This window comes from Methanosarcina mangrovi (assembly GCF_052057765.1).
In the GTDB taxonomy this organism is placed as follows: Archaea; Halobacteriota; Methanosarcinia; order Methanosarcinales; family Methanosarcinaceae; genus Methanosarcina.
Genome location: NZ_CP195120.1, coordinates 605,882 through 626,140, shown reverse-complemented (window position 1 = coordinate 626,140; position 20,259 = coordinate 605,882). Strand labels below are relative to the sequence as shown.

General features: G+C 44.5%; 22 protein-coding genes and 1 pseudogene. 14 read left to right on the top strand and 9 right to left on the bottom strand.

What is annotated here, in order from left to right:
* Positions 1–16: 16 nt before the first annotated feature.
* Together fpoF and mer are read right to left on the bottom strand one after the other, a co-directional pair.
* A complete protein-coding gene (fpoF, locus tag ACSAZL_RS02985; protein WP_440947263.1) occupies positions 17–1,057 on the bottom strand; it encodes a F420H2 dehydrogenase subunit FpoF in 1,041 nt (346 codons plus the stop codon).
* A 101-nt stretch (positions 1,058–1,158) separates the two neighbouring features.
* Positions 1,159–2,145, bottom strand: coding sequence for a 5,10-methylenetetrahydromethanopterin reductase (gene mer / locus ACSAZL_RS02980; protein WP_440947262.1), 987 nt, complete (start codon positions 2,143–2,145; stop codon positions 1,159–1,161).
* Between the two features lie 720 nt (positions 2,146–2,865).
* Here mer and ACSAZL_RS02975 point away from each other — a divergent pair.
* The 12 genes from ACSAZL_RS02975 to ACSAZL_RS02920 all read left to right on the top strand — a co-directional run bounded on the left by ACSAZL_RS02975 (position 2,866) and on the right by ACSAZL_RS02920 (position 9,964).
* On the top strand, positions 2,866–2,991 hold the full coding sequence (locus tag ACSAZL_RS02975; protein ID WP_011023638.1) for a desulfoferrodoxin FeS4 iron-binding domain-containing protein: 126 nt from the start codon (positions 2,866–2,868) through the stop codon (positions 2,989–2,991).
* Between the two features lie 111 nt (positions 2,992–3,102).
* Positions 3,103–3,333 (top strand): DUF2180 family protein, encoded by a 231-nt coding sequence (locus tag ACSAZL_RS02970; RefSeq protein ID WP_011023639.1) that lies wholly within the window; start codon positions 3,103–3,105, stop codon positions 3,331–3,333.
* 11 nt (positions 3,334–3,344) lie between these two features.
* The gene (locus ACSAZL_RS02965) at positions 3,345–3,569 is read left to right on the top strand and encodes a DUF2180 family protein (RefSeq protein ID WP_440947261.1); all 225 of its coding nucleotides are present in this window, start codon (positions 3,345–3,347) and stop codon (positions 3,567–3,569) included.
* A gap of 175 nt (positions 3,570–3,744) precedes the next feature.
* Positions 3,745–4,098 carry a carboxymuconolactone decarboxylase family protein gene (locus tag ACSAZL_RS02960; RefSeq protein WP_440947260.1) on the top strand — a complete coding sequence of 118 codons (354 nt, stop codon included), beginning with the start codon at positions 3,745–3,747 and terminating at the stop codon, positions 4,096–4,098.
* Between the two features lie 73 nt (positions 4,099–4,171).
* The gene (locus tag ACSAZL_RS02955; RefSeq protein ID WP_440947259.1) at positions 4,172–4,537 is read left to right on the top strand and encodes a class II SORL domain-containing protein; all 366 of its coding nucleotides are present in this window, start codon (positions 4,172–4,174) and stop codon (positions 4,535–4,537) included.
* Positions 4,538–4,601: 64 nt separating this feature from the next.
* On the top strand, positions 4,602–4,769 hold the full coding sequence (locus ACSAZL_RS02950; protein ID WP_440947258.1) for a hypothetical protein: 168 nt from the start codon (positions 4,602–4,604) through the stop codon (positions 4,767–4,769).
* A 24-nt stretch (positions 4,770–4,793) separates the two neighbouring features.
* On the top strand, positions 4,794–6,173 hold the full coding sequence (locus ACSAZL_RS02945) for a multiheme c-type cytochrome (RefSeq protein WP_440947257.1): 1,380 nt from the start codon (positions 4,794–4,796) through the stop codon (positions 6,171–6,173).
* Between the two features lie 128 nt (positions 6,174–6,301).
* Positions 6,302–6,982, top strand: coding sequence for a flavodoxin family protein (locus tag ACSAZL_RS02940; protein ID WP_440947256.1), 681 nt, complete (start codon positions 6,302–6,304; stop codon positions 6,980–6,982).
* Between the two features lie 181 nt (positions 6,983–7,163).
* Positions 7,164–7,799, top strand: a complete 636-nt coding sequence (afpA, locus tag ACSAZL_RS02935) for an archaeoflavoprotein AfpA (protein ID WP_440947255.1) — start codon at positions 7,164–7,166, stop codon at positions 7,797–7,799.
* A 54-nt stretch (positions 7,800–7,853) separates the two neighbouring features.
* Positions 7,854–8,360: a ferritin-like domain-containing protein gene (locus ACSAZL_RS02930; RefSeq protein ID WP_440947254.1), complete on the top strand. Its 507-nt coding sequence runs from the start codon at positions 7,854–7,856 to the stop codon at positions 8,358–8,360.
* A 23-nt stretch (positions 8,361–8,383) separates the two neighbouring features.
* Positions 8,384–9,589, top strand: coding sequence for an FprA family A-type flavoprotein (locus tag ACSAZL_RS02925; protein WP_440947253.1), 1,206 nt, complete (start codon positions 8,384–8,386; stop codon positions 9,587–9,589).
* Between the two features lie 231 nt (positions 9,590–9,820).
* A complete protein-coding gene (locus ACSAZL_RS02920; protein WP_440947252.1) occupies positions 9,821–9,964 on the top strand; it encodes a hypothetical protein in 144 nt (47 codons plus the stop codon).
* 475 nt (positions 9,965–10,439) lie between these two features.
* On the opposite strand, the gene budA is transcribed toward ACSAZL_RS02920, so the two are convergent.
* Complete coding sequence (gene budA / locus ACSAZL_RS02915) at positions 10,440–11,300, bottom strand: acetolactate decarboxylase (protein WP_440947251.1); 861 nt, start codon at positions 11,298–11,300, stop codon at positions 10,440–10,442.
* 134 nt (positions 11,301–11,434) lie between these two features.
* On the opposite strand from budA, the gene ACSAZL_RS02910 reads away from it, so the two are divergent.
* Positions 11,435–11,596, top strand: a complete 162-nt coding sequence (locus tag ACSAZL_RS02910) for a hypothetical protein (protein ID WP_440947250.1) — start codon at positions 11,435–11,437, stop codon at positions 11,594–11,596.
* A gap of 170 nt (positions 11,597–11,766) precedes the next feature.
* On the opposite strand, the gene ACSAZL_RS02905 is transcribed toward ACSAZL_RS02910, so the two are convergent.
* The gene (locus tag ACSAZL_RS02905) at positions 11,767–12,402 is read right to left on the bottom strand and encodes a cyclase family protein (RefSeq protein ID WP_440947249.1); all 636 of its coding nucleotides are present in this window, start codon (positions 12,400–12,402) and stop codon (positions 11,767–11,769) included.
* Positions 12,403–12,689: 287 nt separating this feature from the next.
* On the opposite strand from ACSAZL_RS02905, the pseudogene ACSAZL_RS02900 reads away from it, so the two are divergent.
* Positions 12,690–13,867 (top strand): annotated as a pseudogene (locus ACSAZL_RS02900) (IS256 family transposase).
* Positions 13,868–14,120: 253 nt separating this feature from the next.
* Here ACSAZL_RS02900 and ACSAZL_RS02895 read toward each other — a convergent pair.
* The 5 genes from ACSAZL_RS02895 to ACSAZL_RS02875 form a co-directional block, all read right to left on the bottom strand.
* On the bottom strand, positions 14,121–15,116 hold the full coding sequence (locus ACSAZL_RS02895; RefSeq protein ID WP_440947248.1) for an isocitrate/isopropylmalate dehydrogenase family protein: 996 nt from the start codon (positions 15,114–15,116) through the stop codon (positions 14,121–14,123).
* 65 nt (positions 15,117–15,181) lie between these two features.
* Entirely contained in the window at positions 15,182–15,742 is a 561-nt protein-coding gene (locus ACSAZL_RS02890; protein WP_440947247.1) for a manganese efflux pump MntP, read from the bottom strand.
* A gap of 144 nt (positions 15,743–15,886) precedes the next feature.
* Positions 15,887–16,744 carry a DUF7714 family protein gene (locus ACSAZL_RS02885; protein WP_440947246.1) on the bottom strand — a complete coding sequence of 286 codons (858 nt, stop codon included), beginning with the start codon at positions 16,742–16,744 and terminating at the stop codon, positions 15,887–15,889.
* 150 nt (positions 16,745–16,894) lie between these two features.
* Positions 16,895–17,392: a homoaconitase small subunit gene (hacB, locus tag ACSAZL_RS02880; protein WP_440947245.1), complete on the bottom strand. Its 498-nt coding sequence runs from the start codon at positions 17,390–17,392 to the stop codon at positions 16,895–16,897.
* Positions 17,393–17,623: 231 nt separating this feature from the next.
* Complete coding sequence (locus ACSAZL_RS02875; protein WP_440947244.1) at positions 17,624–20,146, bottom strand: oligosaccharyl transferase, archaeosortase A system-associated; 2,523 nt, start codon at positions 20,144–20,146, stop codon at positions 17,624–17,626.
* Positions 20,147–20,259: the final 113 nt, after the last annotated feature.

Here is a 20,259-nt window from a genome sequence, read left to right as displayed (position 1 = left end):
GATATATCTTCTGATTTCAGATCGTTTCATTGCGGATTCCGGTCTCAAAGCTGAACTTTTCGCAGACTTCAAGGAAATGATCAACGTTGCCTTTGCGCTTCATATCGATAAGCTTTCCGACAAGTTCGAGGCCCGGCTTGGGATCTTCCATGATTTCCATATCGTCACGGACCATATCGAAGTACTTCTCTCCGATTTCGGTTCTTATGAAGACCGAGTTCCACCCGTCAGGCGCCCCGACCGAACCAACCGAGATATCGGCAAAGACCGAGGTATAATCACAGCAGTGGTGGCAGGGGTTTCTTGCAAACTTGGCCACATCCTTGATTGGCACGGAGTGAACCTCTCCGTCATCGGTGTAGACCCAGAACTTACCCTTGGTGAACTCCATCTTCCGGATATCCTCGATCTTTACCTTAAGGATTTCAGGAATGATCTTTTCAAGCATGACATCATGATGGAAACTTTCCATACAGAGCAGTCCGATAATGAGCACGATCTTTTCGTTTACATTTTCCCGGATCAAACGTGCAGCATGAGCCTGACAGGGAACTCCGACAACTGCAATCCGGTCGTACTTTTCGAAGGCTTCCCTGAGCGCTGCGAGCACGGGGTCTGAGGTATACTTTGTCCCTCTTGTCCGTTCCACGTCTTCCGCGCTTGTCAGCAGGACAACTTCAGGCTCCCATTTCTCATTTCTGGTAATCCCGACTGCACAGTCGATTTTGCCCTGTTTGAAGAGAGACTTGAGGATGCCGCTGGTTACTCCACCATCCTGGCTACCGACATTGTCCTTTGACTTTGCACCAAAGAACTTGCGCACATTTGCAAGCTCGTCCTGGATGAAACCGTCAACTACCGGACAGACTCGGCTACAGGTTAAGCAACCTTCACAAACCTGGTATCCGCCTCCTTTTTCATACAGGCCCAGATCGTTAGGATCTCGAATTCCTGCCGCCTTCTTTACGTTAACAGCCCCGATGGGACATACTGCCTCGCATGCCCCGCAGGCTGCGCATACGTCATAATCAATGACTTCTGCAATTTTTGGTGGCAATTATTTACCTCCAATGCCTTGATATGCTTGCCTTAATGGCAAGATGTTTTTAGAAATATAACGAAATAAATTAAAAATGATTATGCAAGATGTAATAAAAATTACATCTTTGCAATGATCTCTTTGCCTATAAGCTTTATTGCTTTTTCTTTGTCAGGACCGATCGGGGACCCGGCAACAATCTGAGTAACTCCGATTGCCTCAAGATCCTTAATCCTCTTCATGCAGTCCTCCGGGGTTCCGCAGATTGCAAAGGCTTCGATCATCTGGGGGGTAACAAGTCCACCCATGAGGGCTCCGAAGTCTCCCTTGGCAATAGCATCACCGATCTGCTTCTTGGCATCGACCGGAATGCCGTGCCTTTCAAGGACAAGGTCAGGGGAACCTGCAACGATGAAAGCGACCACTACTTTTGCAGCGTTGACCGCTTTTGCAGGGTCTTTGTCAATGGAGAAGCAGGCGTATGCAGTAACATCGACTTCGCTGGGGTCGCGACCGGCTTTTTCGGCACCCTTGCGGATCTGTTCCACAGCGACTTCAAAGTCTTTCGGGTGGGACGCGTTGATCAGAACACCGTCTGCAACTTCACCGGCAAGTTCGAGCATCTTGGGACCCTGGGCACCCATGTAAATTGGAACATTTCCAGCTTTAAAAGCAAGCTTTGCACCTGCGAACTTGACCATTTCGCCGTCCATGGAGACTTTCTTGCCTTCAATGAAGCTTCTGATTGCCTGAATTGCTTCTTTGGTGGTTGCAAGAGGCTTTTCCCAGGCAATGCCCATGGCATCGAAAGTTGCTTTGTCTCCGGGTCCGAGCCCTAGGACTGCCCTGCCGCCGGAAATTTCGGCAATGGAGGCAATACTGGATGCTGTAATTGCAGGGTTCCTGGTATAGGAGTTCGTAACACCGGAACCGATCTTGATGCTGTTGGTATTCAGAGCGAGAACGGTAAGAGTGGAATATACGTCACGGTTGTTATAGTGGTCAGTGATCCAGACGTAGTCGAATCCCTGCTGTTCTGAGAGCTTTGCGTAATATGCGATCTTTAAGGCAGGATCGCTCGGCACAAATTCGATTCCGAACTTCATCTTTGATTACTCCTTTAACTACTGCTTAGTGGCTAGATGGGTCTCTTTTTCGTCCCATATAAAAATATCCTTTAAATTATAATTAACATCCGTTACAATCGATGTTAATTACAACCCTAACTAGAATTCACATAACAGTATTTAAGAATCTATATATAATTAACTGTATTAAATGAATTGTATATAAAAAGACTGATAAAACGAATCCTCAAGTAGTCCTTTCGAGTGAAGACCTGTTAAATACCTGACCCATTCAAAAGAAATAATCAAACCTTATAAACCTTTTCCAGAATAGGGCAGTTCCATGTCGGATTTCAAGCGGTGAGGATAAGCTGCAGGAAAAAAACTGATTAGCCTATTTTAGAGGAAGTTTATTGCCAGGGAGCAGGAAAAGATTTATATTGTAAAAATGTGGGGTCTCGAAATTTGAGGACCTTTCCACGGTTAGAAAGGGAAAAAATTGAGGTTATTCGCAGTGAAAAGAGGAGAAGAAAGGCCCTGAAACTCCGGACGAAAATGTATGAAAAAAATAAGACAGATCAGGATAGAAGGGGAAAATTCATGTTACTTTTTAAAAAATCCTTACAATTATATACAAAGAATGGTTAACATGTATGAGTGTTGGTGAAACCCGGAGTAATTTCGTGGCTTAAGGGAAGGGGAAAGCCCGTTTAAAAGTTTTGAGGTATTAAAAGTAAGAAGCAAGGAGGTGAAGTAGCCATGGCTGTATCCAGAAAAGGAGAAAAGTATCGCTGCGAGATCTGCGGCAACGAGGTCGTTGTAACGGAAGTAGGAGGTGGAACACTTGTCTGCTGCGGGGAAGATATGACCCTTATAGAAGAATAATAACGAAATATTCAGAAATTCTCTCATGGATAGGTTTATGATATTTCAGACCTGAAAATGTTCGGATAAAATTCGGATAAAAACAGGATTTCCTGATTGGAGGGAAAAGTAATGAAATGTTACGAATGTGCCAGAGAAGGCAAAGATACGGATGCTGTGGGAATTTGTATCGTATGTGGAAGAGGGGTTTGCAAAGAACACCTTATCCACGAGGAAACGCCTGCGTGGGAAGGTGACTATCCTATCGAACTTAAGCCTGACAAGGAACACATCAAAAGAATTGTCTGTGTCCCCTGCCATGAGGCTCTGAAGGAGAACTGTCTGTTTAATGAAGTTTGCTGAGGTGGTCAAGTATGCTAAAATGTTACGATTGCCTTGAAGAGAGTAAGGACAGTGAAGCAGTGGGTGTTTGCATCGTCTGTGGAAAAGGGCTCTGCCTGGAACATATCCAGCAGGTAGAATTCCCCATGAAGGGGGGAGGGTATCCGCTGCCCCACAAAACGCTAAAGAAGGGGCTTCCAAGGATGATGTGCAAGGAATGCATCAGTTCTATTCTCGGAGACGGGTTCTGCGTTTGAAAAGATTGTTGCGTAGCCTGTACAAAGGATACGGACTTTAATAAAGGGCTTCAGGAAAGGTAGTAACAGGCCTGAACACAGATTTGAGAAATATTAATGAATAATCGATATAAATAATCAACGTAAATATCAATCAAGAACAACTGGTAGTTATCGGAGTAAGGAGACTGGTAAAATGACAGAGCACAAAGAAATACTGGAGAGTATGGGAGAAAAAATGGGGTTCACTCCTCAAATTCTGGAGACTCTGGGAGATCTTGATCCGGAATTCCTGCACAAATACAGAAGATGCGATCACAAAATACTGACAGACGGAGCCCTCCCAGCCAAGACAAAAATTCTTATGGCTCTTGCGGTTGTAGCATCAAAGCAGTGCGAGTCCTGTACCGTAGCCCAGATGAAAAGTGCGCTCAAAAACGGAGCTACCAAAGAAGAGATCATGGAGACGATGGAAGTCATCTTCATCACCTCAGGTGCTCCTGCCGTGGCTGCATGCAGGAATGCTCTTAAAATGCTGAAAGAAATGTGAAGCCAAATTTGAGAACGAATAAAAACTACATTTTTAAAATTACATTTTTAAAACAAAACAACGAAGGGAGAGAATGGCGGAAGAAAAAATAAACAAGCCTGCGGACCCTAACAACCTTACCGAAGGCGAAAAAAAGCACATTCCTAAAATCAACGTACCGGAAGCTATTGCTGCAGGAGAGCCTTTTGATGTGATCGTGGAAGTGGGGCTAATTCCTCATGTAATGGAGGAAAAGCATCACATCGAATGGATCGAACTCTACCTCAATGAGAAAAAAATAGGGAGGGCAAACCTCTCTTTAGAAAACAAAAAAGCTGAAGCCACATTCACGGTTGAGGCAGACAAATCCCTGGCAGGAAAAGAGAGTAAACTCCGGGCTCTTGAAAGCTGCAACATCCATGGGCTCTGGGAAGAGTTCACGACCATTAAGATGAGCTGAAAAACTGACAGGGAGAAGGGGATAGCTGGACTCTATCGCCCGAGGGGAAGTGGAACTATAACGTTTGAAGACTGAACTTGCAGGAGGTTACGGAGAAAAAAAATCCGTAACCATAAACCTGCGCCCCCGGGAGAACATCAACGTTCACGGTCTCTGGAAAACATTTCCGGTAAATCGGAATAATATCTGGGGAGAAAAGGCAAACGTGCACCTGGAAAGCCTGAAAACCTGAGGACAAAGTCTGGAGGGAACGTCAGTGAAAAGCACGGGACTTTTGATTACCATTTTTTTATTCGCAGGAATCCTAGCATCCTCTGCCATGGCAGATCCGAGCGAGCCCGGGGACTTTACCTCGAGCCAGTTTTCGAAGTCCGGCCTCTGCTCGAACTGCCATGGGAGCAGTTTCGGGGAATGGGACGGCTCGATGCATTCGAATGCAGACATCGACTTCTTTTACCAGGCAATGCTTCAGGAATACGGGGCAGCTGCGGAAGCACAGGAGCTTCCTCCGGAATTTTGTTCTCGCTGCCATACGCCCATAGGAATGGTTTCGGCTGAAATCCCTCCTCTCGACGGCTCCAACCTGAGCGAGGTTGCAAAAGAAGGGGTCCAGTGTGATTTCTGCCACTCGATTGCCGAAAGCGAAGGGATAGGAAACGCCCCTTATGTCCTTGAACCCGGGGGTGTAAAATGGGGAAGCAGGACGGATTCGGAATCCCCTTCCCATGAGACGGAAGCACATGAATTCTATAATGAGTCCGGATACTGCGGCATGTGCCATAACATCTACCACCCGGTAAATAACCTGACTCTTGCAGCCACCTATACCGAATGGGAAGAAAGCCCATACGCTGAAGAAGGAGTGAACTGCCAGGCCTGCCACATGACCCCGGGAATTGTCGGCTTCGAGGAAAACCCCGGAAAAGCTGCCTCGACAGGCCCGGAAAGGGCACATGTGTATACCCATTACTTTGTGGGTGCAAACGCTTTCGTAACAGGTATCATGGGCGAAGGAAGACACGAAAAAAGGGCTATTGAGTACCTTCAGCACGCCGCAGAAATCGAGGTAACGGCTCCCGATTCGGCAGAACCGGGTGAGAATGTGGAAGTGGAAGTAGAAATTACTAACACAGGGGCAGGACACAAAATTCCAACCGGGGTCACCGAAGACAGAGAGATGTGGCTTGAACTTATTGCACTGGACGCTGAAGGAAAGGAAATTTACCACTCAGGGGGTCTTGACAGTGAAGGCAACATTGACCCCGAAGCAACGATCTATCACACGGTTTTTGCCGACTCCGAAGGAAATCCCACGGTAAAAGTTTGGGAAGCAGAAAGTATACTTTCCGATAACAGGATAAAACCTAAATCCTCCGTAGTTGAAAAACATCCTTTTTCAATGCCTCAAAACGCTTCCAATCCAATCAGTGTTAAGGCAGTCCTTCACTATCGGTCAGCCTCCCAGGAACATATAAATGAGCTTTTCGGAGAAGGGGCCTATTCGGTGCCTGTGATTGATATGGCAACTTATCCGGAGGAAGAAAAATCCACCCCCGGCTTTGGGACCGCAGGAACGCTTATTGCCCTCTCTCTGGGAAGTTTCTGCAAAAGGCATAGAAAAAGACGAAAGGCATGAAAAAACGACAAAATGAAAAATGAGGGCATTCAGGCTACCAGAGCATAAAATTATGTGCCCAAAAGACATACCAGCATATATGTTCAGGTATATGATTAATTTTTTAAAAGGGATGCCGGAGATGGGACATGCAAGAAACTGAAACCAAACCGATAAAAATTCTGGGAATATCGGGAAGTCCCAGGAATATGGCGACTGATTTTCTGGTCCGGGAAGCTTTGAAGATCGCAAAGGAAAAGTACGGGGCAGAAACCGACTATTTCTCTGCCAAAGGGAAAAAGTTAAACTTCTGCATCCACTGCGATTTCTGCATAAGGAAAAAAGAAGGCTGTATCCACAAAGACGACATTTCGGCTGAACTGTACGACAAAATGATCTGGGCTGATGCCTGGATTATAGGGACTCCCGTCTATCAGGGAACTTTAAGTGCCCAGACAAAAACGATAATGGACCGCTGCAGGGCCGTGGTTGCAAAAGACCCGAAGATCTTTTTGAATAAAGTTGGGATGGGAATCGCGGACGGAGGAGACCGCATAGGAGGGCAGGAACCTGCTATCCAGACGATTCATAACTTTTATGTAATTAACGAGATGATCCCCGTCGGAGGAGGCTCTTTCGGAGCAAATATGGGAGGAACCTTCTGGTCGAAGGACAGGGGAGCGGAAGGAGTTTCGGAGGATTCGGAAGGCATGAGAAGCCTTAGAAGAACCCTGAAGAAACTTATCCAGACAACCCGGCTTATAAAGAAAGCCAGTTCCGGAGCGGAGCCCGAAGCTCAAAAACCGGAAATGCCTAAAGGAGAAAAATAAGCAGTGAGACAAATAGGCAGCGAAACAAATCAGCAGCGAAACAATAAGCAGCGAAATAAATAATAACAAACCATTAGGACTGGAAATAAAGGGTTAGAAGTTCGGAAATACGATTAAAAGTCATATAATCAGGATAATAAGTCATCATAGATTGGATTGAAACCTTAAGGAGGGTGTTATTTTGATAGAACCGCTAGGCAAGAAAGTTAAACGTATAGCATGGGGAATTACAGGTTCCGGAGACCAGATGATTGAGACATATAGTATTCTGGTAGACATTAAGAACCGAACAGGCGTTGAAACAATGGTTTTTCTGTCCAAAGAGGGCGAAACCGTAATGAAATGGTATCACCTCTGGGACAAAATCCAGAAAGATTTCCCTAACTTCAAGGTAGATGCAGGCCCCAATTCCCCATTCATTGCAGGCCCATTGCAGATGGGGTATTATGATTTCCTGCTCATAGCCCCGGCAACTGCCAATACGGTGGCAAAGATCGCGTACGGGATTGCAGATACCCTTGTTACGAATGCGGTTTCCCAGACCGCAAAAGGAAAAACGCCTATTTTCATCCTGCCGGTAGACCAGAAAAGGGGGACCGTAAAAACTGCTGCGCCCAGCGGTAAGGCATTTGAACTAAGTATGCGCGAAGTAGATGTTACAAATTCGGAAAAACTTGCGCAAATGGAAAACATAAACGTACTTGCCAGTCCCTATGACATTTATGATATATTCGGGCTTGAAAAGCCTTCTGAGGATATAACCTTAAAAGTGAAAGAAAAAAAGAAATCCAGAACAAAGAAGGAAACAGGAAATTAAACCTTTGAAAGGAAGGGGAAATCGGATAAAAATAGTCCCGGAGGGGTAAAAGATATGAAAAGCGCGTATCAGGACACAGTCGAGGAAGTAAAAAATCTGAAGGGAATCGAAGAAGCCATAGCTCTTGCAATTGAGAGAGAAAAAGAAGCAAGGGAATTCTATCTGCAGCAGGCTGCCTTAATGGAAAATCCAAAATTTAAGGAACTCTACGAAGAGCTGGCCGGTGAAGAGGCGAAACATCTTGGCTACCTCGAAAATTACCGTGACAAAAAAGAACTACCGGCAATCAGCACGGAAGTTCCCAGCGGGCAGTCCTTTAGCCCTGAATTCGATGTCAGCCGAACAAAAGTGGGCGAAATCACTCTCGGAGATGCAGGCATTCTTCTGGCAGCCATGAGACATGAAAGAAAGAGTGAAGACTTTTATTCGGAAATGGCAAAAAGGGTCGAAGACGAAACTCAGAAAAAATTCTTTGAAATGCTTTCAAGGTACGAAAGAGGTCACTACGAGACTATTGACAGCTATCTTGAATATATCACCCAGTTCCGGATGCAGACCTGAAAAACCGAGAGGGCTGTGAGGATATGGAAGTAGAAAAAACCGATGGAGCCGTCGAACTTGCGAAGGGAGTTTACTGGGTAGGAGCAATCGACTGGAACGGCAGGGACTTTCACGGGTTTACCACGCCGGGCGGGACAACCTACAACTCCTACCTTATTGTGGGAGAAAAAACTGCCCTTATCGATACCGTAAAGGCTCCCTTTGCGGGAGAAATGCTCAGGCGTATTACCCGGATAATCGACCCTTCAAAGCTCGACTACATTGTAGTAAACCATATGGAACTTGACCATGCAGGTTCACTGGCAGAGCTCAAGAAACAAACCGATGCAAAGATTTTCATTACAAAACGGGGCGTTGATATCCTCAATGGCTACTTCAGGGGCTCGGGCAGCGAGGACTGGGACCTTGAGATTGTGAAGACAGGCGACCTGCTGGACCTTGGAGGCAAGACCCTCATGTTCCTTGAAGCCACAATGCTTCACTGGCCTGACAGCATGGAAACCTTCCTGAAAGAAGACAGGATTCTCTTCTCAAATGATGGTTTCGGGCAGCATATAGCCACATCAAAGAGATACGACTTCGAAGTAGAGGATGTTATCCCGGATGCTGCCGAGTATTATGCAAACATACTGATGCCGTTTCACATGCCTCTGATTCGTTTTATGGGAGTAATGGACAAACTGGGAGTGGACCCTCTGCAGATCGCCCCTTCCCACGGGATCATCTGGAAACAGGACCTCAAAAAAATCCTTGAGGCATACAGGGCATGGGCTAATGGGGAAGTAAAGGAAAAAGTGCTTGTCATATACGATACTATGTGGGGAAGCACGGAAATAATGGCAACTGAGATTGCAGAGACCGTCCGGGCAGCAGGAGTTGAGGTCAAACTTCTTAACCTCCGGAAAAACACCCGGAACCATATAATGAAAGAGATGCTCGATGCAGCTGCCTTTGCGGTTGGCTCCCCAACTCTTAATAACGGGCTTTTCCCAACAATAGGAGACTTCCTGGTATACCTCAAAGGCCTGCGCCCCCAGAAGAAAAAAGCTGTGGCTTTCGGGTCATACGGCTGGGGGGGAGGAGCAGTAAAAACAGTAGAAAAAGAATTAAAAGATGCAGGAATAGAGGTGCTGGAACCCGGGCTGCAGGTTCGGTACAGACCATATGAAAAAGAACTGGAAAGATGCAGAAAACTCGGGGAGCAGCTTGCGGCTGTTGCAAAAGAGTAGTAAACCAGACTCCCCGCACCTTTTTTATTTTAAACTCTTTTTTGAAACACCCCGGTTCGTTCTCCTGAGATCTATCTAAACAATTTCAGCATTTAGTGAGATATTTTCAGGAATAGTAACCGTATGGATATTGAAACCTTCACCTCAGGGCCTTCATCGAATAATACTTTCACCCTGCTTGGCGGAGCTTAATAAATACTGAAGTAGTTTTTGGGAATAGAGGTGAATACAATGGAAGAGATATTCAAAGGACTGGTTGAACGTGCTCAGTACTATGAACAGTTTGAAAGCTTCAGAAACACTTATATTTCCGGACAATTCGGGGAGATACCGGGAATGGACCTGAAGATGAAAGTTTCAGTACCGAACGTGTAAAGACCGGTAGTGTAAAGACCGAAATTCAGTTAACAGTTGTATAGGGAATAGTGAACCAGAATAGTAAATGGGGAACAGCAAAGCAATATAACAAATTGGGAATAGTAAATTGGGAATAGTAAATTGGGAATAGAAAATCAGGATAGTAAAAGCTGCAAGACCTCTATGAACTGGCGGAATGTTGAGATGCGAGTCTCAACAAAAATTCAAGAGGAAAAGAGAAAAGAAACAAATAAAAAAATAAAAGAAAGTAATCCGAACTAACAGACCTGAAAAATTTACAAGATCTAAAGGAAAAAAGGAAGTAAAATTGAGAAGAAGTAAAGGGAGATGAAATAAAAAATTGAGTGGAAGTGAGGGGGAGAAATGAAGGTAAAATTAGTAAGAAGTAAGTTGAATAAAACAAAAATAAAAGGGGAAGGGGGGAATTTACCTTCCAGAAGTAAAGGAAAGCATTAAAAGTGAGAGTTAGAAATCACTTTTCAACCTTTTCCATATCAGCCTGGAGGTCCTGTCCCAGTTCCACGTTGTAGAAGTCTCCGCTGGTGGGAAGCTCCATGAAGAACGCGCTGGTAATGTCGAGGGAAACATCCCCGTTATCCATCTCAAGGTCCAGAACATGCCCGCCAGCGCTCCTATCCGCTGTAATGAAGTGAAGGTGATACCCCGGCACGTTCACACCTTTCACATATTCAGGGGCTCTGAACCCTACCAGTGTCCCGCTTATGTTTTCAAATTCGAAGACCGACTGGGTGGATACGGCATCCGCAAGTTTGGGATAGGGTTTCTCCTGTCTTGGCACGCTTCGTGCTTTTATGTAAGAGAAATTGCCGTCAACCCTGGCCGCATAAAAAAGGTTTTCCGAAGGCAGGTTCATGTCGAGGAAGGCTTCAAGCTCGCTAAGGTTTGCAGGCTCCTCAAGCCGGAAATTTTCATCGGCTTCAAAACAGGTGACAGTGGCAAAAGGAGTTGTCATTTCCCCGGAGACGGGATAAGCAATTCCATCGGTTTTTATCTGATAGTAATTGCCATCAAGGGCAAGCATTTCCCCTTCGAGTCCGTCAAAAGTTCCTATGCCAAAGTCCCCGTGGGTTTCAAGTTCCGCAACTGGCAGAACTCCATCATAAACTCCCTGAAGCAGGGCATCGATTGTTGAGACCTGATAGAGAACATCGATATCACCACTGCCAGTACCTGAACCTGAGTCCTCAACACTTTCAAAATTGGAATCTGCAGTGCCGGGTTTTTCGGGGGGATTACCGACAGAACTGCTGCAGCCGGAAACTAAAACAACCGATAAAAGAATAAGAACGATAAAAAAACTTTTTTTGTTCATACATGTTCCTCACAGGATTCTTGATGAAAATTCTTGGTATTTATGTTATAAATTTTTTTAGTATATCAAGAGATTAACTTGCAAATATTTATCAAATATGAGGTAGAAGTATTGTACGGGGAAAGGGAAAAATTATGGATGAATTTTTCAAATACCTTGTTGAGAGAGCCTATTATTATGCATTGTTCGAATCTTTTAGAAATGAATGCCAGCAAAGTTCAAGCGGGCAAAGTTCAGGCGGAATTGAACAGGAGTGGATAAACCTGGAAGTAGCAGAAAAAACAATTCAGAACTAAATGAGAAGAGACGTGAAAAAACGTGAAAAAATGTTTGATACCGATAAATGTGGAGAGAGCCTGTAAGGACAGAAACAGCGATCTCTCGAACTTCTTTTTCAACTTTTTTTAAATAGAGTCAATTCTACTGCTTTTCGTAATCTTTCGTAATTTCCCATAATTTTTTGTAATTATTCTTTGATCAGCAGGACTCTTGCCGGAGCACCCTCCGCATCTATAAGAAGGGGCAAGCCCAGGAACGTATACTCCCCTTCATGCACGCCCGCAAGGTTGAGGCCTTCAAACAGGGTCATGTTATTGAGGAGCAGTTCATGAACCTCGTCATCCTCTTCAAGCTTTTTGACTCGGAGGTAGTCGAACCCCAGGGTTTTGACTCCTGCACTGACAAGGTATTCGGCTGCATCCATTTTCAGGTGCACGTAATTCTCAAGGAATTTTACGTATCCAAGGGCAGAGTTTCTCGTCTTGAGAAGCACTATGTCCCCGGAATCGATTCGGAACCCTTCAAGGTCCTGCCTGTGGATCTCTTCTTCCACATGGACAAGGTCAAAAACCCTGCATTTCCCATAAAAGCTTTCAAGAGGAAGGGACGCAACTCCTTCTTTTCCTTCCCGGAGATGCAGCCTTGAATCAACATGCGTGCCCGTGTGACATCCCAGAGTAAGAATAGACTCATTTACCCCATCCTTCGGTACGGAGGCATATCTCTCGATCGAAGGTTCGGGATTTCCGGGATATACGACCATCTCTTCAGTAATAAGCTGTGAAACATCGAAAAACTCTGGCAGAATTAAACCCCCATTCATTCGTTAGCAACATATCAAAAGTCCACTGCGGTTATTTTTTTGCAACAGCAGAATTGTATGCTTTTAACAGCACAATATGTCTGTAATAAAAGGGATTTTAAAATATTAAAATCCCTTCAGTAAAGAAAAAGACAGAGAATATACGGAATACCCAGGTATTTACTACTGACGATTTTTTTTACAGATTTATTTTTTACAGATTTATTTTTTACAGGTTTATTTTTTACAGGTTTATTTTTTACAGATCTATTTTTTAGGCAGTGTACCGAAAGTTCTGTAAAATATGATTGACTCTGTATCCTTTTTCTTCACCACAAAAAAACAGGATGCAGAGTCAATGGTAGATTTATTCTCACTCATAAAAGATTATCTTTTCGATCAGGAAGATGGAATTCGCCAGTTAATTACCTGGTTTTTAAACCTTGTAATGGAGGAGGAAGCCCTCCTCCAGGCTGGTGCAAAACGTTATGAGAGAACTGATTCTCGCAAAGCCAGTAGAAACGGTTACAAACCCCGTACTCTCCTTACCAAGTATGGAGAGCTTGAATTATTAAAGCCTCAATTCCGTGAATTTCCCTTTGAAACAGAGGTTTTTGAGAAATATTCTCGAGTTGAACAGGCCATCTTATCCGCTGTAGCCGAATCTTACTTGCAAGGTGTTTCCACCCGAAGGGTGGATAAGGTTATGACTTCCTTAGGAATTAAGGGAATCTCAGCCTCTTCTGTTTCCAGAATTACAAAAGAGCTTGATGAAAAGGTTTCTGAATTCCTCTCAAAGCCAATAGAACAAGAAATTCCTTATCTGTTTATCGATGCAACCTATTTGAAAGTAAGAGACGGACTTCATTATGAAAATAAAGCTCTCTTTATAGTTGCTGGAATCAGGGATGACGGTTATCGTGAGATTCTTGGAACAAGATTGGCAGATAGTGAAGACTCCCTACTCTGGCAAGATCTATTCGAAGACCTGAAAGAAAGAGGTTTAAGAGGTGTCAAGTTAATTGTTTCTGATGGTCATAAAGGAATACAAAAAGCAGTTAGAGAATCCTTTATTGGATCAAGCTGGCAGATGTGCCATGTACATCTGACAAGACAAGCTCTAAAAAAGGTTCCAAAAAAAAAGCAAAAAGAAGTAGCAGAGAAGATAAAAGAAGCATTGGTAGACCGTCAGAAATACAGCGATTTGATAAGGGAACTGGATAAGATGGGATATAAAGGCGCAGCTGATACCCTTGAAAGGTTTCAGTATGATGTAATGAATTATATGCAGTTTCCAAAGAGTCATTGGAGAAGAATAAGGACAACAAATATCATGGAAAGAACTAACAAGGAGATAAAAAGAAGAAGCAAGGTGGTAGGGGCATTCCCTAACCAGGAATCAGTATTGAGACTGATTGTCTCAATACTGATCGATATTAATGAAGATTGGATCACAGGAAATAAGTATTTAATAATGGAACAGTAATCAAAAAAGAAGACTAAAAGGATATAGAGAGAATTTTACAGAAAAATTGGCACACTGCCATTTTTTACAGATCTATTTTTTACAGATCTATTTTTTACAGGTTTATTTTTTACAGATCTATTTTTTACAGATCTATTTTTTACAGATCTATTTTTTACAGATCTATTTTTTACAGATCTATTTTGCAGATTCCGTTTATAATCCCTGCCTACAAACATTTTGCTTTAAATACTCTATTTTAAAAATTCCCTTTTTAGAGATTCTGTATTACATAGTTTGCAACCGCATGCCCTACTTCCGCAGTGGTGCTGGAGCCCCCGAGGTCCGGAGTTATGAGTTTCTTTTCCAGTACATGGCTGATAGCTCTATCAATAACAGCTGCTTCTTTTCCCCTGCCATCCCATTCAAGCAGCATCTTCACGCAGAGAATTGCCGCAAGAGGATTTGCAATACCTTTTCCTGCGATGTCCGGGGCACTCCCGTGTACAGGCTCGAAAAAAGCGTATTTCTCCCCTATGTTGGCGCTCGGGACAAGCCCCAGGCTTCCCACAAGGGCTGCGCACATATCGCTCAGGATGTCTCCGAAAAGGTTTGTGGTAACCACAACGTCGTATTTTTCGGGGCGCATCATAAGGCTGTAAGCCATAGAATCGACCAGCGTGTCGCCGTATTCCACCCCATGTGAGCTGGCAACCTGCCGGCAAACGTCAAGGAAGAGCTTGTCTGACTTCAGGACATTGGATTTGTGGACAATAGTAAGTTTGTTCTTTCTCTGCTTTGCAAGCTTGCAGGCATATTCTGCAATCCTCTCAGAGCCTTTTCGGGTGACTACTCTCTTTGTCCAGGAAAGGTCAGGCCCTATTTCCTCAATCCCGGAGTATAGCCCTTCCGTATTTTCCCTTACAATAATAAAATCAAAATCATTTCTCCCGGTAACGCCCGTTATGCCGGGGAGGGGTTTGACGGGCCTCACATTGGCATAGAGGTCAAGTTCCTTTCGGATAGTGAGAAGCACACTTTTGTAACTCGGGTCAGGCACTGTGGTAACCGCCCCGAAAAGAACAGCGTCGCACCCTTTTATTGTGTCAATATCTTCTTCCGAGATCGCACTCCCTGTTCGTTCCCATCTTGCATATCCCAGTTCAAGGGGCACTTTCTCAAGCTCAAGCCCGAATGCGTTCAGGACCTCTACAGCTGCAGGAATTACCTCCCTTCCGATCCCATCACCTTCGATTACCGCGAGTTTCATGGTACTGCATCTACGCTTGGAGTATATGAATCTGGCGTAACTTTTTCAGACTCTCCGGAGATTTTTCAGATCCAGAGCAAATGTTCGGCAAGGATTTTTCCGCCGAGCCCGATCAGAATGAGCCCACCAAGAATTTCGACTTCGTGTTCAAAGAAATGCCCCAGCCGGTATCCCAGGATTGCCCCGCAAAAAGACATGACAAAAGTTACACAGCCTATGATAATTACGGGCTCAAGAATGGGTGTCCCCAGAAAAGCAAAACTTATGCCCACTGCAAGGGCGTCTATGCTCGTTGCAACAGCTAACAGGAAAAGTACGGAGTAGTTAAGGGAATTTATTTTTCCGTCCGGGTCTCCGTAAAGAGCCTCATAAATCATTTTGCCCCCGATAAGAGCCAGAAGCCCGAATGCAATCCAGGGGGCATAGTCCGAAACAAAACCGCTTACCGTACTTCCCCCAATCCAACCAAGTACAGGCATCAGGGCCTGAAAGCTCCCGAAAAAAACAGCCAGCTTAAGAGCATCACTGACCCGAAAAGGCCTTATTGTGGTGCTGCTTGACACAGAAACCGCAAAAGCGTCCATTGCCAGCCCGAGCCCTAAAAGGAAATTGGTTAAAAAAGACATCGAAAAGTTGCTCCACCTTCGTTTTACACATGGGTTTTCGGGATAATTAATCTCCTGACACTTAAAGGTTCCCCAATTTTAAAGGTTCCCCAATTTTAAAGGTATCCCAATTTTATGGTCTTCCAACTCGGATTTTCAAATACATCAATCAGTTTTCCTCAGCCTGTTTACAAGGTTTCGGACCGCTTCAGCAACCTGGTGTTCGGATGCCCCCCAGTGGACGACAGCTCCTTCAAAACCGAAAATATTTACAATCCCTGATTTTTCGGACCTGCAGCAGCGCGTAATAAAGGGTTTTGAGGGTACGACTACCTCGGACTTAAAAGGGCAGATATTTACGAAAGAATACTCAAGTTCCGGAAAACGCATCTCAAAAAGGGTTTTTGAGATTTCACACCCCACAAGCAGGTGCCCGTGTTCGGTAAGAAAATCCGAGTCAAGGCATTTGCCTTCAAGGCCTGAAGCACTGCAGGGAAAAACCGTGTTTTCTCCCTCGAACTGCCTGAGGTCAATTATCTTTTCAGTAAACCGGATCTGCAGGTCGCCAAAAATCCCGCTGGCTTCAAGCCTCCTCACAACCTGGGAAAGCCAGGCAGGCTCGGGAGGGGCAACGTCAAGAATTTCGATTTCGAGAATCTCGGAGGGATCAGGGTCGTGAACAATTGTAACGTGCCTGTCCACACCCGTAAAAATGACGGTGTTTACCCTGCCTGTGCAGAGCTTTGAGGCGGTCTCGATCAGGAGGGACCGGTCTTTTATATTTAATTCCCGGGCATACCTGACTACCTCATCGCCTGAGGCGATCAGCTCAAGGGCTTCAACCTTTCTGAGAAGCCCGTCCCCACTTTTTTTCACGCGGTAAACTGCATACTCAGGATTTCCGTTTTCGGGATTTTCTCTTTCTTCGATCAGGTACTCCGTAAGGAAATAAATTGGCTGCTCGGTGCCTGTTGGAAGGGCTTTTGTCACCCCCACATGCTTGTATTCATCAGGAAAAATCATATTGATCGGCTGTTTTAATCGGCTTTTTGATTGGTTACTGGATCCAACCTGCTCGAATTCTATCCGCTTCTTGTCAGTGACTCTTTCAATCAGATCGTTACTGTCTATCAAGCAATTGTCTTTCTTTCTGCTCTGTCTATTAAGCAGTTATTATTCTTTCTGCTCGCTCTGTGCTTTTTTTCTATGGGCAACAAGTCCACCGTCTGTGAGCATATCGAGCAGGAAGTCAGGCAGTTTGTTTCCGGTGAACACCCCTTTTCCCGGAACTCTGACCTCCCCTTTGAGCAGGTCGACTTCTATCTCGTCCCCTTCCTGGCACTCAATATCGGCCTCCATCAGGGGCAGCCCCACGTTAATCGCATTTCTGAAAAAGATTCTTGCAAAGGACTTTGCCACAACGCAGGCTATTCCTGCATGCTTTATAGCCAGAGGAGCCTGTTCCCTTGATGAACCGCATCCGAAATTTTCCCCTGCAACAATAATATCTCCGGGTTTTGCCTTTTTTGTGAACTCAGGGTCGACACCTTCCATCGCATGAGCTGCAAAAATCTGCATGTCCTTTGTCCGCAGGTACTTTCCCGGGATAATCACATCAGTGTCTATGTCGTCTCCGAATTTCCAGACTCGGCCTATGATAGGGTTTTTCATCACACATCACCTGTGAAGTAGGTTTTTTAATAGTATATCTAAGTGACGGATATTTAAGAAAATGATAGATAATTAAAGACGGATACTTAAGAAAATGATGATAACTAAAGACAGATATTTAAGAAAAAGTGCAGCAAAGAAAAAAGTAAAAATTGGAAGAAAAGCAGATGTGCAGAAGAACATAATGCACGTCTTACTGCTTTAGACTTTACTTCTAACTGCGGACCTTCCTTAGACTTTCACTTCCTCTCCATTTAACACGGCTTCCTCGCTGACCCTTACTTCCTTAGTCGTATCTCCGTAGCTTACGACATACGGACCTGTGGGCGCAGTATCGAACTGGGTTTCCCCGGAAATAGAGCCTTCGGTGGAATAGGGAACGGTAAATTCATACCTGCCTTCAGAGTCCGAAGTTGTAGACTGGGAATACTCAAAAGTACGGCCCTGACCGGTCAGAATTGTGGTACTTATTTTGACCGTTTCATTAGGGGAAGCAGTCCCGGTGATATTTGCACCCTTAACATACTCGAAGATTTTGACATAACCCGTATCGACTTCGGAGATGTTTCCTCCATAAAGGTAGTTGTAAACCTGTTTGTACGAAGCTTCCTGAGTCTGATATGCCCAGGTTTCGTGCACAAGACGATACTGTTTCAGGCCGTTTCCGTCAAGAATATGCAGCCTTGACTCCATTGATTTGAAGTAGCGCTCGGAAGGAAGGTACGTGTATCCGTTTCCTGTCCAGTAAGGCTGATAGTACCCTTCGGAATCAAGAGTCCAGGCAGTCATTGCGTAGAACTTGCCTGTTGCCATTTCGACGTCCGAGATAACATAACGAGCTCCGGCTTTATCCGGGTCAGGGTCAACGGCCTCAAGCACTTCAGTTGCTTCTTCTTCGGATTGGGCCGTAAAGAAAGTCGAAGCTCCGGGCTGGTTCTCGTCTTCAATACTTCCTCTTCGCCCTCCTATTCCAGCCTGGAAGGGATTGGCATCGGGCATCCGGTGTCCGATAGTTTCAATCCAGTGCCCGTAGTCCCACCAGGACATAACTCCGTAAGCGGCATCAGGGTAATCGAAAGTTTCTCCGTCTTCGGGTGCCTCATAGATCGCATTGTAGTCCATTCCCGGGTCAGGAGTATTGGATTTGAGCCACAGACAGGCTTCAATCCAGGTCCCATCAGGACCGCCTGTGCCTGTTGTCTGTTTCATTGTGAGACCGTATGCTGGGTAAATAAGGACAACTGCTATAACCAGAACCGCAATAACCTGTTCTATCTTAACGAATTTCAAAAATCCCGGGATATCGGCAGGAGATTTCACGCTGGATCTAAACTTCTCACTAAGCTGGCTCCACTTCACCTTTTCAAGCAGCAGGCCTCCTACATAGGCACTGAGAACTGCTACATTAATGGAATAGTAATATGCAAAACGATTCTGGCCGTAGATGGTAAGGAGAACCAAAAAACTCCAGACAAGAACCAGTACTTCTCCAGGCTTCGGTTTTCTGAAAAGATTTACAGCCAGTATTAACATCCCGAGAAGAGAAGCAAAGAAACCTGAGGCTGTAAAGTTCCCAAAGACTCTTGAAAGGGTAAAAGCCTCACTCTCATAAAATATTGATGATGCTTCAGCAATTGTAGCTGCTCCTCCGGTTTGCACTCCAAAAATCATACCAGGAGCACTTATGATCAGAGAATATATGGATGGAGCTCCGATTCTTAATGCTAGCAGGCTCAGAATGCCAATTCCGAATATTACCAGAGGATAATAGTAGGCTTTTATATTCCTGCTCTCGAACTCCCTTTCAATAAAACTCAAAACTATGAAACATGTCATTGCTCCAATAGCAGTGGCGAGATGGAACCAAGAGTAATAAAACATTGAGAAGCCCATATAAGAATGAATGAAAGGAAGTATAATGATTGCACTTGTCAGAGATGAGACTATGCCTGTAAATCCCAGATAGTCACTTGACTCCCCGCGGAAATAATCAAGGATATACTGAACCACAGCATAAACAAGAACAATCAATAAGAAAAGAGAAGCCCCTGGCCAGGAAAGCTGGTAAGCCGAATACATCACACCGGCCATAATAGAATATATAAGTGGCTCTTTCAGGACACCGAAATTTTTTGTAATTACATGCTCAAAACGCAAGCCCTTTTCCTTTGCAGAAATCAAAGCCAGCATGAAAAACATCATGAAGAAAGTACTGAATAAAGATTCAGCTACGTGGTGATCCGTAAAACCAATTATTGAACGGGAAAAAAATTGTCCTGGAGCAAAAGCTATCAAGATTGCAGCCAGAATGCCTGTTTTATGGCCTCCTATATGTTTTCCGATGTAATAAACAGGAATGACAGTAAGGGCTCCAAGCACTGTGGGGAAATAAGCACCTACGGTATTAATCAGCTCCTGACTGGGATTTCCCATTCCCAGAATCAGTGAGGTTATAGCCATCATCTGGTCAAACAGCGGCCCAAAATGGATATAACTCCCATTAGGGTAGTTGGTCATAGGGTTGAAAAACATCCTGATGGGATAGTTTTCGAGGAGAACATTTAAGGTCCGCATATGGTACCAAGGGTCGTTGCCCCCGAACCTTACAAACCCGTTGGATAGGAACACCGTATCTGATGGAAGGGTTCTGATCCAGAAAGCTACAAAACCAATTACTGCAACTGCCAGAGTATAAGGCAAGCTGGATTTTATTTTAGACTTATACGTTGATACAGGGGGATCCTGAGAACTCATAGTAATCTCCTTCAGGAGGTACATTTTTACAATAAAATATATAATTTACGTTAGAAGAAAATCAAATAGATTTCGTAAATTCAAATGCAAAGGTTTTTGATGCAAAGTTTTTT

Coding starts and splice junctions, on each gene's coding strand:
- ACSAZL_RS02885 (WP_440947246.1), bottom strand. CDS start 16,744: ATGATTTTTCCTGATGAATACAAGCATGTGGGGGTGACAAAAGCCCTT.
- ACSAZL_RS02905 (WP_440947249.1), bottom strand. CDS start 12,402: ATGAATGGGGGTTTAATTCTGCCAGAGTTTTTCGATGTTTCACAGCTT.
- ACSAZL_RS02975 (WP_011023638.1), top strand. CDS start 2,866: ATGGCTGTATCCAGAAAAGGAGAAAAGTATCGCTGCGAGATCTGCGGC.
- ACSAZL_RS02925 (WP_440947253.1), top strand. CDS start 8,384: ATGGAAGTAGAAAAAACCGATGGAGCCGTCGAACTTGCGAAGGGAGTT.
- ACSAZL_RS02940 (WP_440947256.1), top strand. CDS start 6,302: ATGCAAGAAACTGAAACCAAACCGATAAAAATTCTGGGAATATCGGGA.
- ACSAZL_RS02955 (WP_440947259.1), top strand. CDS start 4,172: ATGGCGGAAGAAAAAATAAACAAGCCTGCGGACCCTAACAACCTTACC.
- ACSAZL_RS02960 (WP_440947260.1), top strand. CDS start 3,745: ATGACAGAGCACAAAGAAATACTGGAGAGTATGGGAGAAAAAATGGGG.
- ACSAZL_RS02930 (WP_440947254.1), top strand. CDS start 7,854: ATGAAAAGCGCGTATCAGGACACAGTCGAGGAAGTAAAAAATCTGAAG.
- ACSAZL_RS02970 (WP_011023639.1), top strand. CDS start 3,103: ATGAAATGTTACGAATGTGCCAGAGAAGGCAAAGATACGGATGCTGTG.
- ACSAZL_RS02920 (WP_440947252.1), top strand. CDS start 9,821: ATGGAAGAGATATTCAAAGGACTGGTTGAACGTGCTCAGTACTATGAA.
- ACSAZL_RS02890 (WP_440947247.1), bottom strand. CDS start 15,742: ATGTCTTTTTTAACCAATTTCCTTTTAGGGCTCGGGCTGGCAATGGAC.
- ACSAZL_RS02875 (WP_440947244.1), bottom strand. CDS start 20,146: ATGAGTTCTCAGGATCCCCCTGTATCAACGTATAAGTCTAAAATAAAA.
- budA (WP_440947251.1), bottom strand. CDS start 11,300: ATGAACAAAAAAAGTTTTTTTATCGTTCTTATTCTTTTATCGGTTGTT.
- mer (WP_440947262.1), bottom strand. CDS start 2,145: ATGAAGTTCGGAATCGAATTTGTGCCGAGCGATCCTGCCTTAAAGATC.
- ACSAZL_RS02910 (WP_440947250.1), top strand. CDS start 11,435: ATGGATGAATTTTTCAAATACCTTGTTGAGAGAGCCTATTATTATGCA.
- ACSAZL_RS02965 (WP_440947261.1), top strand. CDS start 3,345: ATGCTAAAATGTTACGATTGCCTTGAAGAGAGTAAGGACAGTGAAGCA.
- hacB (WP_440947245.1), bottom strand. CDS start 17,392: ATGAAAAACCCTATCATAGGCCGAGTCTGGAAATTCGGAGACGACATA.
- ACSAZL_RS02895 (WP_440947248.1), bottom strand. CDS start 15,116: ATGAAACTCGCGGTAATCGAAGGTGATGGGATCGGAAGGGAGGTAATT.